12 protein-coding genes are annotated in these 12,521 nt (G+C 28.6%); 11 read left to right on the forward strand and 1 reads right to left on the reverse strand.

Annotated features, from left to right (window positions below):
- Positions 1-107 precede the first annotated feature (107 nt).
- The 10 genes from KGF46_RS16710 (at position 108) to KGF46_RS16755 (ending at position 10,008) form a co-directional block, all read left to right on the forward strand.
- Positions 108-1,097 carry an ornithine cyclodeaminase family protein gene (locus KGF46_RS16710; protein ID WP_227842758.1) on the forward strand — a complete coding sequence of 330 codons (990 nt, stop codon included), beginning with the start codon at positions 108-110 and terminating at the stop codon, positions 1,095-1,097.
- A gap of 92 nt (positions 1,098-1,189) precedes the next feature.
- Positions 1,190-1,801 (forward strand): hypothetical protein, encoded by a 612-nt coding sequence (locus tag KGF46_RS16715; RefSeq protein WP_227829986.1) that lies wholly within the window; start codon positions 1,190-1,192, stop codon positions 1,799-1,801.
- Positions 1,802-2,087: 286 nt separating this feature from the next.
- Entirely contained in the window at positions 2,088-2,867 is a 780-nt protein-coding gene (locus KGF46_RS16720; protein WP_227842757.1) for a DUF975 family protein, read from the forward strand.
- Between the two features lie 204 nt (positions 2,868-3,071).
- A complete protein-coding gene (locus tag KGF46_RS16725) occupies positions 3,072-3,431 on the forward strand; it encodes a BlaI/MecI/CopY family transcriptional regulator (protein WP_227829984.1) in 360 nt (119 codons plus the stop codon).
- 10 nt (positions 3,432-3,441) lie between these two features.
- On the forward strand, positions 3,442-4,764 hold the full coding sequence (locus KGF46_RS16730; RefSeq protein WP_227829983.1) for a M56 family metallopeptidase: 1,323 nt from the start codon (positions 3,442-3,444) through the stop codon (positions 4,762-4,764).
- Positions 4,765-4,977: 213 nt separating this feature from the next.
- On the forward strand, positions 4,978-5,394 hold the full coding sequence (locus KGF46_RS16735) for a hypothetical protein (protein WP_227829982.1): 417 nt from the start codon (positions 4,978-4,980) through the stop codon (positions 5,392-5,394).
- Between the two features lie 411 nt (positions 5,395-5,805).
- The gene (locus KGF46_RS16740) at positions 5,806-6,201 is read left to right on the forward strand and encodes a hypothetical protein (RefSeq protein ID WP_227862187.1); all 396 of its coding nucleotides are present in this window, start codon (positions 5,806-5,808) and stop codon (positions 6,199-6,201) included.
- Between the two features lie 425 nt (positions 6,202-6,626).
- Positions 6,627-8,408: an indolepyruvate ferredoxin oxidoreductase subunit alpha gene (gene iorA, locus KGF46_RS16745; RefSeq protein WP_227842756.1), complete on the forward strand. Its 1,782-nt coding sequence runs from the start codon at positions 6,627-6,629 to the stop codon at positions 8,406-8,408.
- Complete coding sequence (locus tag KGF46_RS16750; protein ID WP_227829979.1) at positions 8,408-8,983, forward strand: indolepyruvate oxidoreductase subunit beta; 576 nt, start codon at positions 8,408-8,410, stop codon at positions 8,981-8,983. Before iorA ends, KGF46_RS16750 begins: the two co-directional genes overlap by 1 nt.
- A 368-nt stretch (positions 8,984-9,351) precedes the next feature.
- The gene (locus KGF46_RS16755; protein ID WP_227829978.1) at positions 9,352-10,008 is read left to right on the forward strand and encodes a hypothetical protein; all 657 of its coding nucleotides are present in this window, start codon (positions 9,352-9,354) and stop codon (positions 10,006-10,008) included.
- 215 nt (positions 10,009-10,223) lie between these two features.
- Here KGF46_RS16755 and sleC read toward each other — a convergent pair whose 3' ends face one another.
- Entirely contained in the window at positions 10,224-11,495 is a 1,272-nt protein-coding gene (gene sleC / locus KGF46_RS16760) for a spore cortex-lytic germination protein SleC (RefSeq protein ID WP_227829977.1), read from the reverse strand.
- A gap of 304 nt (positions 11,496-11,799) precedes the next feature.
- Here sleC and KGF46_RS16765 point away from each other — a divergent pair, with 304 nt between their 5' ends.
- Positions 11,800-12,516, forward strand: coding sequence for a PrsW family intramembrane metalloprotease (locus tag KGF46_RS16765; RefSeq protein WP_227829976.1), 717 nt, complete (start codon positions 11,800-11,802; stop codon positions 12,514-12,516).
- Positions 12,517-12,521: the final 5 nt, after the last annotated feature.

Genomic DNA, 12,521 nt, shown 5'->3' on the forward strand with positions numbered 1-12,521 from the left:
GATTGTTTAATATGAAATATATTTATTTAATATGAAATAGAATTTGTATTAAAATGTTATGTTATAATATCTAGCATAGAAACTTATTAAAATTGGGGGTATGTAAAATGCTACTTTTAAAAAAAGATGACATAAAAAAAGTATTTACTATGAGAGATGCAATTGAGGCTGATAAAGAAGCTTTTAAAATTTATTGCGAAGGGAAAAGTGTAACTCCTTTGAGAACTAATATACCAGTTCCAAGTCAGGATGCTAGTATGTTATTTATGCCAGGATATGTAGAGGACTTAGGGTGTGCAGGAATAAAAATTGTATCTGTATTCCCTAAAAATGCTCAAAAAGGCAAACCAGTAATTCCAGCAACAGTATTATTATTAGATGGCGAAACTGGAGAAGTATGTGCTGCTTTAGATGGTACTTATATAACTCAAGTTCGTACTGGTGCAGCATCTGGTGCAGCTATAGATGTTTTGGCTAAAAAAGATTCTAAGATAGGGGCTTTAATAGGCTTAGGAGGACAAGGTGAGTCACAACTTGAGGCTATGTTAGAAGCTAGAAATTTAGATGAAGTAAGAGTTTTCAGTAGAAATAAAGAAAGTAGAGAAAAATTTGCAAAAGAGATGAACTTAAAGCTAAGCAAATATAACACTAAAATAGTTGCAGTTGAGTCATCTGATGAAGCCATAGATAATGCTGATGTAATAGTTTTAGCAACTACATCAAAAAAACCAGTATTTGATGGAAATTTAGTGAAAAAGGGAGCATTAGTAAGTGCTGTAGGTTCATACTTACCAGATATGCAAGAGATGTGCCCAACTTGTTTAATTAGAGCATCTAAGATATTTTTTGAATCAACAGATGCAGTTTTATCAGAATCAGGAGATATATTGATTCCTTTAGAAGAAGGTAAAATAAGTAAAGCTGATTTTAGTGGTGATTTAGGAAATGTTATAAACGGAACTATTTCTGGAAGAGAAAATGATGATGAAATAATTGTGTTTAAAAGTGTCGGAATAGGTGTACAAGATGTCGTAACAGCAAAAAGAATATATGATAAAGCAAAAGATAGAGGGATTGGAACAGACTGGAAGTGGTAAAATTTTCAAAATAAAGTTATAATTAGACAAAATTATGCTATAATATCAATAAATAAATTTTTTTATTCAATTAACTGAGGGAGGATATTTGTATGAAAATGGTAAAAAAATTAATCTTATCTGCTATTATGGCTTTAGTTTTAGTTCTAACTATAGGCTGTTCTAATGCAGAAGAAAAAGTAAAATCGAATTTTGAAGCTAATTTAGCAGCACTAGAAATGTATAAATACGATGAAAAAGGTATTTCTGAAGCTTTGACAGAAGCTGAATATAAACGAATTCAAACTTATAACAACGTAGATAAAGTTTCAATGCTTAATCAATTAACACCTCTTTATGGAAAAGAGAATGCTGAAAAGATATACAGCACAATTGTTAAATTAATACAAGGTGTTGAAAAGACAGTAACAGTAGATTCTTCTAGTAAGGATAAGATAACTCTAAAAGTTGTAAGTAAAGCATTGGATACTAGTAAAGTAATGTCTGAGGCAAATGATTTAGTAAAATCATATGTAACTGATAAAAATAATTACAACAAAGCAGAAAAAGAAGTTCAAGACGATATGGCAAAAATGATTATCGACCTTTACAACAAAAAGCCAACTAAGGATGTTACAACTTCAATTACATATACTAAAAAAGATGGTAAATGGCAACCACCTAGCAATATACAAAAATTATGTGAAGGAATATATACAATTTAATTTATTTTAAAGACACTAAAACTATCTTTTAAACATATAATAAACTGTTTGGAAGATAGTTTATTTTATTATTTATTGAACACTACCTTTCAAATTTATTTGATATACTTGGCAGTTTTGACTATATAAAACTTTCAATACAATTATGTTATATCTTGATAAAACATGGTGAATAATTGTATGTTATATAGTCGAAAATATGATATATTAATATTATATTATATGATAAAAGTTTATTTATATGCTTTTAGGGAGATTTTTTATATAAAATGAAAGGGGTGTTTTTATGTTATCAAGGAAAGAATTAAAAAGAGTATCAAAAGCTCAGTTATCTGGAAACTGGGGAATATGTGCAATTAATATGGCAATATATATTGCGTTGATATTAGTTATATCATTTATAGGATTACCTTTTGAGCCTTTAACTACTATCATAGTAGCTATAATAGGTTTTTTAGTTGCAGCAGGATTTACATGCATGTTTTTAAAGATTACTAAAGATAAAAAAGTCAAGATGGGAGATATCTTCGTAAATGGAAGAATTTATTTAAGAAGTTTTGGACTTTATATATTAGAATCAATTGCTGTTTATATTTATTCTTTTATAATTACAATTATAGGAGCATTTTTATCATTTGGAGTTTTACTTACTAGTGGAGCAATTGAATATCTATCAAGTAATAACGTTGGAGTAGGAACTGTAATTTCTACTGCTATAACTCTAGTTATTATAGTAATTGTGTTGATGTTGCCAGTTTATATATTGCTATTATACATTTCTCAAGCTGCTTTTTTAATATGTGAAGACAAAGATAATCTGGGTGTATTTAAAGCAATGGGTGCTAGTTTAGATATGATGAAGGGAAATGTACTTAAACTATTTATATTAAATCTTAGCTTTATAGGATGGTATATATTGACTATATTCACTTTAGGAATAGGTTTGTTATGGTTAATTCCATATATAGGAGTTACTAATTGTAATTTCTATAGAGAATTATTAAAAGATAATCCAGATGTAGAAAATATATTGCTAGATAAGGAAAAATCTTATTCTATGTATTAAGATAGTTTTATAGTTAAATAAAATAAAGCTTTATTTAGATATTAAAGTATAAGAATGACAAGACTGTCTTTTACAAGAACTATTTCTTTAAAGGACAGTTTTTGTTATTAAAAAAATAAATGGTTGACATCACATAGACTACTGTGATAGTTTTAAATTATAATATTGACTATTGTGATAACCATATTTGAGGAGCGATTTTATATGGAAATAAAATTATTTGATTCAGAACTTAAAGTGATGGAAGTTCTATGGGAGATAGGAGAAAGTAAAGCAGGGGAATTAGTAAAAATTTTAAAGGAAGAGACCGGATGGAATAGAAACACTACGTATACAGTTATAAAAAAATTAGTATCAAAAGGTGCAATAGAAAGAATTGAACCAAACTTTGTTTGTAAACCTTTAATAAGCAAAGAAGAAGTTCAAAAGCATGAAACAGAAAGCTTAATTAATAAAATGTTTGGAGGGTCTTCAGAAAAATTTCTTTCAGCTTTTATTAATAAAGAAAATCTCTCAAGTGATGAGATTACAAAACTTAAACAGATTGTTGAGAAATTAAAGTGAGGTAAGATTAATGTTCACTAAATTATTAGAAATGAGTGTTACTTCTGGAGTTTTAATTTTAATTGTTATTTTTATAAGAGCATGTTTGTTTAAAAAATTGCCTAAAAAGGTATTTGTATTATTATGGCTAGTTGTTCTGTTTAAACTTTTAGTACCAGTAAGTTTAAACTCTAGTTTTAGTATTTATAGCATTATTGAGTCAAATTTTGATGCCCAATTGGGAAATACATCAGCTGTAAATTATTCAATTAAGAAAAATAATAATTTTATAAGCAAGAATAATTTTGGAGAGTCTAAGGCTTTATTTAATCTTGAGAATTTTACAGCATTTGAAATCTCAAGTATTTTAACGTTTGGAATTTCTATTATTTTTATTATGTTTTTATGCTTTAAGTATATCAGGACGATTAATCTTTTTAAAACTTCGATACATATAAAAAATCATGAATTTATCAAAAAGTGGGCATATGATAATAGGCGTCTTAGAAAATTTTTTGTTTGTATATCTGAATTTACTAAAACACCACTTACGACTGGTATTTTAAAACCAAATATCATTTTGCCAAAACAAATGGACTATAGTAATGACCAAACTTTAAACTTTGTTTTAACTCATGAATTAGTTCATATTAATAGGTTTGACAATATGTTGAAGTTTTTTATGCTTGTAGCCCTTGCTATTCATTGGTTTAATCCTTTAGTTTGGGTAATGCTTTTTTTATTAAATAAAGATATAGAATTTAGTTGTGATGAAAAGGTAATGAGTATAGTTGGTGAAGAATATAGAGCTGATTATGCAACTGCACTTATAAGTTTGGCAGAGGAACATAATACATTTCCAATGACACTTTATAATGGATTTGGAAAGACAAAGATAGAAGAAAGAATAGTCAATGTTATGAAGTTTAAAAAATCAACCTATATTACTTTTTTGGTTTCAGCTGTGTTAATTTGTGGAACTAGTGTTGTTTTCGCAACTGGGAATAAAGAAATTGATGAAGTTGAATCTTTTAATCTAATGGAAAGTGAGCAAAGTAATGAAAATGACTTTTCAATAGGAGGTCAGCCATTAAAAATAGAATCTAAGATAAGTAGCACAAATACTTCTATAGGGTTATCAGATGAAAGTAATGGAAGTATTGACTTAAGTACATCAGAAACATATAAAAATCAGAAAATTAGTTCAAAGGTTGATGGCGAAGAAGTATATTCTGATGTGTTAAAGTATTCAGTTGTACCAGTTGATAATGTTTCTAAGAATATATCTGTAACAAAAAGTATGAAGACTTTAACAAATAATAAAGTGCAATATAAAGCTTCTGAAAGTAACTAGGTATATGACAAATAAAGATGGATTGAGAATTAGGGATACTATCTTAAAATAATTAAATTTATTTTGAGATAGTATTTTTTATTAAAAAATTTTATAGAAATACTTGACACAGTAATGACTATTGTGATAGTCTGAAAGTGTAGTTAATAACTATTGCAATAGTCGCTATGAACTACACTACCCAAATAAATCTCTAAGAAAGGAAGATGAGTTATGAAAATAAAAAAATCCCTTATAAGTGCAATGATGGTATCTGCTATGGTACTAGGAGGAACAGGAGCAGTATTTGCAAGTGGAAATGACGATGTATCTAATATTGAGTTATCCAAGTTTAAATCTCTAGTAGAATCAGGGGTAACTGAGCCTGCTGACTTAGAAAAACATGGAGTTGAGTATTATACTTATGAAGAGTATGCTAAGCATATTGAAGAGTTAAAAGCATATGCTAAAGACCCTTCAGCAGTTAAAGATGTAAGTTCAAAAGACCTTGAAGATACAATTAAGACTATGGAAAAAGATTTAGAAAAGATAAAAACTGAAGGCTTAAAGATTATGAAACCTATCGTAATAGATAATGAAGATGGAACTCAATTGGCAGTTTCTTTATCTAGAGCTGATATAGCTGAATAATTAATATTAAGTTTTTTAGTGATAAGTATCAAAAGTAGTTAAAAAACTAAATAAGCGTAATTAAACATAGCAAACAAGAATAAAAAAAGCAATAAATAAACAATAACAAAAGACTTAAAGTCTACATGAAGATAGAGAAGTAAAAAATAAACAAATTAAATAATATAAAAGTAAATCTAGTCAAAGTAAAAGTATTAAACCCAATTTGTAATGTTAACATTTTTTATATGTATTAAGAAATGTTAACATTACTTTTTTTATTTAGAATAGGGATTTTTACTAAAAAACTTTATAGAAATACTTGATATAAAAGCGACTATTATGATAGTCTAAAGGTGTGGTTTATAACTATTGTAATAGTCATTAGAAACTACACTACCCAAATAAATCTCTAAGAAAGGAAGATGAGTTATGAAAATAAAAAAATCCCTTATAAGTACAATGATGGCATCTGCTATAGTATTAGGAGGAACAGGAGCAGTATTTGCTGATGAAAGTAGTGATGTATCTAATATTACATTAGAGAAGTTTGATTCTCTAATAAAATCAGGAATAACTGAGCCTGCTGACTTAGAAAAATATGGAGTTGAGTATTACACTTATGAAGAGTATGCTAAGCGTATTGAAGAGTTAAAAGCATATGCTAAAGACACCACACAAGTTAAAGATTTAAGTTCACAAGACCTTGAAAATACAATTAAGAGTATGGAAAAAGATTTAGAAAAGATAAAAAATGAAGGTTTAAAGATTATGAAACCTATTAGAATAGATAATGGAAATGGATTGATAGGTTTCTATGGTCGTTAAATAATTAAATGATACAAAAGTAAATTTAGTCAAAGTAAGAAGTATTAATTCAGCTTGTAATGTTAACTTTTTTTAATGTATGTTAAGAAATGTTAACATTACTTTTTTTTGTTTGAAATAATGTTGAAAATATTATGAAAATTCTAAAGAAAGTTAAATGCTAGTTATTAGATTCATTAAAATTTAAAGAAAATATCCAAATGGGTATTTTAAAAGCTGGTTTTAAAAAACTGAGGTTATTGGCATGACAATTGCTTAGTAAATAAAATAAGAACAATATTATAAATTTATGGATTCATAGTATTATTTACTATCAATATTTAAACTTTATTGATAATAAATATATAGTTGATAGCTTCTAAAATGTATCACTAACAAATACACTAAGTTATCAAAAAGGTATTATTTCTAAGGAGGGGAAAGGCATGAAACAATTGCTTACAGGAAATGAGGCAGTAGCACGTGGTGCTTATGAAGCAGGTATATCTTATGCAGCTGCTTATCCAGGAACACCAAGTACTGAAATATTGGAAAATATAGCACTATATAAAGATGACATAATTGCAGAGTGGGCACCAAATGAGAAAGTAGCAGTAGAGTCAGCAATAGGAGCGTCTATTGCAGGAGGTAGGGCTATCGCAGCTATGAAGCATGTTGGAGTAAATGTTGCTGCAGACCCAATATTTACATATGCATATATGGGAGTAAATGGTGCGATGATTATTGTATCTGGAGATGACCCTGGAATGCACTCATCACAAAACGAACAAGATAATAGACATTATGCTAAATTTGCAAAGATAGCTATGATAGAACCAAGTAACAGCCAAGAATGCAAGGATATGATAAAGGCTGCTGTTGAGATAAGTGAAAAATATGATACAACAGTTTTATTTAGAATGGTGACGAGAATATGTCATAGTAAAGGACTTGTCGAGTTAGGAGAAAAAGAAGAAACAGTTGTAAAAAAATATGAAAGAAATCTTTCTAAGTTTGATGCTATTCCGGCAACTTCAAGAGCATTGAGAATTAAACTTGAAGATAGATTAAAAAAGCTTGAAGAGTTTTCTAATGAAACTGACTTAAACTTTATAGAATGGAATGATAAGAAAATAGGCGTGATAACTTCAGGAGCTTCTTATGAGTATGCTAAAGATGTGTTTGGAGATACTGTATCATATTTAAAATTAGGATTTACATATCCTCTTCCAACAAAGAAGATAAGAGATTTTGCAGAACAAGTAGAAACTGTTTATGTAATTGAAGAATTAGAACCTTATATAGAAGAACATCTTAAAGAAAATAACATACCATGTATTGGAAAAGAAAAGATACCTAATATAGGTGAGTTAAATCCAGATATTATAGCGCAATCAATTTTAGGAGAAAAAAGAAAACTAATAGAATATAGCCAAGAAAAAATAGTTGGTAGGCCTCCAACATTATGTGCAGGATGTCCACACAGAGGATTTTTCTATGAACTAGGAAAGGTTAAAAATGTACTTATAAGTGGAGATATAGGATGTTATGGTTTAGGAGGAGCAGAGCCTTTAAATGCTAAAGATACTTGTATATGTATGGGAGGAGGGCCAGGTGTAGCTCATGGAGCACAAAAGATATTTACTAAAAATAATATTAACATGAGAACTATATCTACAATAGGAGATTCAACATTCTTCCATACAGGAATAAATGGTCTAATAGATATAATCTACAACAAAAGTAATACTGTAACATGTATTCTTGATAATAGAATTACTGGAATGACTGGTCATCAAGAAAATCCTGGAACTGGATTTTCATTACAAGGTGATGTTACTGAAATGATGGACATTGAGACTATAGTAAAAGCTTTGGGTTGTAAAAACGTAAAAATAGTTAATCCTAACATGTTGAATGAAGTTAAAGAAGCGTTAAATTGGGCTTTGTCAATTGATGAACCTTCAGTAATAATCACTAGATGGCCATGTGCATTAAAAAAATTTACAGAAGATGATAAGAAAAGATTTGACCTTACACCATCAATTTGTAGCGTAGATGATGAGAAGTGTATTGGATGTAAGAAATGTCTTACAACGGGATGTCCTGCTTTGAGATTTGATAAATCTAAAAAGAAATCAAGTATAAATCAAGCTCAATGTGTAGGTTGTAAAGTATGTGCACAAGTATGTCCAGTAAATGCTATAAAAAAGGTTGGTGAAAAATAATGAAAAAGGTTAAAAATGTATTGTTATCAGGAGTAGGAGGTCAAGGTACTGTTTTAGCAAGTAAAATACTTTCTGCAGGGCTTATAGATGCTGGATATGATGTTAAGATGTCGGAAGTTCATGGTATGGCTCAAAGGGGTGGAAGCGTAACAACACAAGTTAGATATGGAGAAAAAGTACATTCTCCTATACTTGGAAAAGGAGATGTTGATGTATTAGTTTCATTTGAGACTATGGAGGCTTTAAGATATCTTGATTTCCTTAAACCTGATGGTAAATTAGTAGTAAATGATTATGAAATGCCTTCAGCACCAATTTTAACAGGAAGAGTGGATTATCCTGAAAATATAATAGACGATATTAAAGAAAAAGTGGATGTAACAGTGATAAAGGCAGTTGATATTGCCAGAGGTCTTGGAAATGAGAAGGTTATGAATGTAGTACTTTTAGGAGCATTGATTAAGGCTTTACAGCTAGAAAATGACATAGATTGGGAAAAGATAGTGTCACAACAGGTTAAGCCTAAATTTATAGAAATTAATATAAAAGCTTTAAGAGAAGGAATGAATGTTTAGAAAATAAAAATTACAGATAAAAAACTATATTATATAAAGAGTTAGAAAAAATAATTATATATAATATACAAAAGGTTAGGAAAGATTAATTATAGATATAATACACAAGGGATTAGGAAAGATTAATTAAAAATATAATATATAAAGGGTTAAAAAATAATTATAAAATAAAATTATATGTAATAGTTATTTAATGCAATAGCTATTTACTGAGATAGTTATTTAAAAACGAAATTTTATTAATTTAAATATGGAAAATGAATACCTAAATAAGCAATATTTAATAAATATATTTATATAGAGATAACAATAAAATAAATACTTGAAAGGAAGGAGAGCTATTTAGATTATTAAATAGTATTTATAATATGAAAAAAGGCGATTTTATATGGAGTGGAGTTCTTATTTGTCTTATTGCTATTTTAGTGATACCAAGTAGTAGAGCGGTATTTATGGAAGCAACAGGTGCACATCCATATATTGGAGGTTTTTTCAAGTTTGCTGTGTTAGCAACAATGGGAGACTTACTTGGTGCTAGAATTTTGCATAAAGACTGGAAAATACCAGTAGGAATTTTTTACAGGGCTGTAGTTTGGGGAATTATAGGTGTAGTTACAACATATGCTATGTCAATTTACTCAGCAGGTGTAGGGCAAGCACAAGTAGATGGTATGCTTCCATTTGAAGGAATAGCTTTTGCAAATGCTCTATTTAAAAGTGCAACTATGAATATATTAATGTCACCGACTATATTTTTATTCCATAAGGTTATGGATTGTCTTATAGATAAAAAATACGAAGTTGGAAAGGGCGTTAAGGTAGCTCTTAAAGATGTAGTAAATGTTGTAGACTGGAATGCCTATCTTGGTTTTAGTGTTTTGAAAACTATACCATTTTTCTGGATACCATGTCATACAATTGTATTCTTATTCCCTGCTGAATATAGAGTAATTGCCTCTGCTTTTGCATCTATAGCTCTAGGATTAATTTTAGCATTAGCCAATAAATCTAAAGCTGTAAATTAATATTATTAATAAAGTTAGAGTTGTTAAGTTAAAATTATTGATTGCTATTTTTTAAGAAGCTTAAAATCCCCCATTTAAGAGTTTTAAGGTTCTAAAATAATAAGTTATAACTACAAAAAATGGCTGTTGGGACTATTATGATTATAGGTTAAAAAACTTATAACATATATTAGTTTATAACAGCCATTTTTTATGTTAAGTTAGTAAGTTAAAATCTAAATTAGAGGATTTAAAGAAGCTATTCTAGTTGTAGCTACATAAAGCCTAGATATTTCATACCATGTTTTAAAATCTACTACTCCACTTTGAGGTAAACCAAAAATTCCTTGGAATATTTTAACGGCATTTTCTGTATCTGTTCCATATATACCATCTTCTCTAACCTTTGGAATAGCTGGATAAGAGTTAGATATAGCATTTAACTGATTTTGTATAGTTCTAACATATTGTCCAGAAGAACCAACTTGTAGCGTAGTTCCAGGAAATGATACTGGTACACCACTAACGATAGGAGCTTTTTCAAATACTATTTCATCTCCATAGAAATATCTTAGGATTGCCTCATAATCGTATCCTTGGTCACCTAGGTCTTTACTACCCCATTGAGTCATTTGATCAGGACATTGAGATTTTTGACCATCACAATATTGAGCTAATAATGGCTGTCTTGCGGTAGGAGGTCTTTTTATAAATGTATTAAATATAGCATCTACAGCCACATTAATTGGTTCAAATAGGTTTCTATTATTTATAAATTTATGATCATATGCTGTTGATGAGGTTATTGTAAAATTATATCCTTTGTTTCTATACCATTCAGTAAAGACTCTATTTAAAGTAAATGATATTATCGCTATTACATTTGCATAAATTGTCTGCTCAGGCCAAGTTGAATATATTTCAGATGAAGCTATGTTTTTAATGTACTCTTTAAATGGAATCCAATAATTTGCAGCTGATGTATTTTCTGGCAGACCATCATGAACTACTATAAATTCAGGTACTACAGGGTTATCTAATACAACGAAGCCAGTAGGTGGTGGCAATGGTTTTAAGTTACTTTCTGGAATTTTAGGAGGATAAGTACCATATAAAGTATGTTCTCCTATATCAAAAATCAACTCACTTTGTCTTGAGAAGGAACGCTTACTTCTTGTTCTAGGAAACATGGGAACTCCTTGTCTAGCTTCAATTGTAGCTAGTAATTGTGTCCCTTCTATGACAACTGTCTCATATCCATCTGCTATGGCTTCTACTATATACTGGCTATAAGGCCTAACATCAGATGGTTGTAGAGAGTAATCTACATCTGGTGCTGGTAATACTAATCCAGTCACTTGACCAGATTCATTGCTTATTAGGTTCTGGTATAAAGTTGATGAACTTTGGCTACCATTAGACATTGAATATATGTTTACTGTTGCATTTTGAATGGGTCTATTGTTAGTAGCATCAATTATACTTACTGTTAAGAAACCATCTTGCATCAAATCACCCTTTCTTTAAATGAATTTAGTTCCCTTATATTTCAAGATATGAATATAGCTTGAGATTTGTTAAATAATATAGATATAAATTTAAATTTTTTTGAGTGTTTTTAACTTATTTAATGGTAAAGAGTTTGATATATAAATTTGAATGTAGAAAAATTTAAAATAAAAGCTTAGAGAAAATAGAAATATAGAAAAAAATAAATTAAAAGTAAGTGTATATTTAAAACACAAATAAACTAAAAATAAGAAGTAATTATAAAACATAAATGAATTAAAAACTTTGAAAGGAAAATTACCTATGAAGCTGGATTTATTTTTATTGGCAGTAGTACCTATATTAATAGGTATGTTTTGGATAAGATCTAAAGATAAATATTGTAGAGAACCGTTAATCCATTTAATTAAATTTTTTATGATAGGTGCTTTTTTAAGTGTTATAATTATTCTTTTAGAAAATCTATTAATGAAATTTAATGTATTTGAAGGATATTCAGAATTATTATATGTATCATTTATAGTTGCAGGTCTTGTGGAAGAAGGTGTAAAAGCTTTAATACTAATCCCTTCATTGATTAAAGAAAAGCATTTTACTGAAAAACTAGATGGTATTATTTATTCTGTATTTTTATCTTTAGGATTTGCAACAATTGAAAATATAGTTTATATTTTCTCTGAAAGTAGAAATTTAGCACTACAGGTTGGTATTAATAGAGCAGTTATCTCCATTCCAGCACATGTAATGTTTGCTATTACTATGGGATATTATATTTCTAAGTATAAGTTTGAGGGGAATGAAAGTAAGAAACGTGAATACTTATTTATGGCTGTATTAATTCCGATTTTATTACATGGAGTTTTTGATTTTATATTGATGATAGAATATAGATGGGCTATTATATTATTTATAGTTTATGTAATAATTTTGTGGAAGATAAATCTCGATAAACTTGAAAAATATATGAATAACTCTAAAAAAGTGTTTTTTGGAAACTTAAAGAAAAAGAAAAGAAAATAAATGAC

This window comes from Clostridioides sp. ZZV14-6153 (assembly GCF_020657855.1).
Taxonomy (GTDB): Bacteria; Bacillota; Clostridia; order Peptostreptococcales; family Peptostreptococcaceae; genus Clostridioides.

Excerpts from the sequence above, each read along its gene's own strand:
- KGF46_RS16765 (WP_227829976.1), top strand. The coding sequence starts at position 11,800 with ATGAAGCTGGATTTATTTTTATTGGCAGTAGTACCTATATTAATAGGT.
- KGF46_RS16740 (WP_227862187.1), top strand. The coding sequence starts at position 5,806 with ATGAAAATAAAAAAATCCCTTATAAGTACAATGATGGCATCTGCTATA.
- KGF46_RS16710 (WP_227842758.1), top strand. The coding sequence starts at position 108 with ATGCTACTTTTAAAAAAAGATGACATAAAAAAAGTATTTACTATGAGA.
- KGF46_RS16725 (WP_227829984.1), top strand. The coding sequence starts at position 3,072 with ATGGAAATAAAATTATTTGATTCAGAACTTAAAGTGATGGAAGTTCTA.
- KGF46_RS16730 (WP_227829983.1), top strand. The coding sequence starts at position 3,442 with ATGTTCACTAAATTATTAGAAATGAGTGTTACTTCTGGAGTTTTAATT.
- KGF46_RS16720 (WP_227842757.1), top strand. The coding sequence starts at position 2,088 with ATGTTATCAAGGAAAGAATTAAAAAGAGTATCAAAAGCTCAGTTATCT.
- KGF46_RS16715 (WP_227829986.1), top strand. The coding sequence starts at position 1,190 with ATGAAAATGGTAAAAAAATTAATCTTATCTGCTATTATGGCTTTAGTT.
- KGF46_RS16735 (WP_227829982.1), top strand. The coding sequence starts at position 4,978 with ATGAAAATAAAAAAATCCCTTATAAGTGCAATGATGGTATCTGCTATG.
- KGF46_RS16755 (WP_227829978.1), top strand. The coding sequence starts at position 9,352 with ATGAAAAAAGGCGATTTTATATGGAGTGGAGTTCTTATTTGTCTTATT.
- iorA (WP_227842756.1), top strand. The coding sequence starts at position 6,627 with ATGAAACAATTGCTTACAGGAAATGAGGCAGTAGCACGTGGTGCTTAT.
- sleC (WP_227829977.1), bottom strand. The coding sequence starts at position 11,495 with ATGCAAGATGGTTTCTTAACAGTAAGTATAATTGATGCTACTAACAAT.
- KGF46_RS16750 (WP_227829979.1), top strand. The coding sequence starts at position 8,408 with ATGAAAAAGGTTAAAAATGTATTGTTATCAGGAGTAGGAGGTCAAGGT.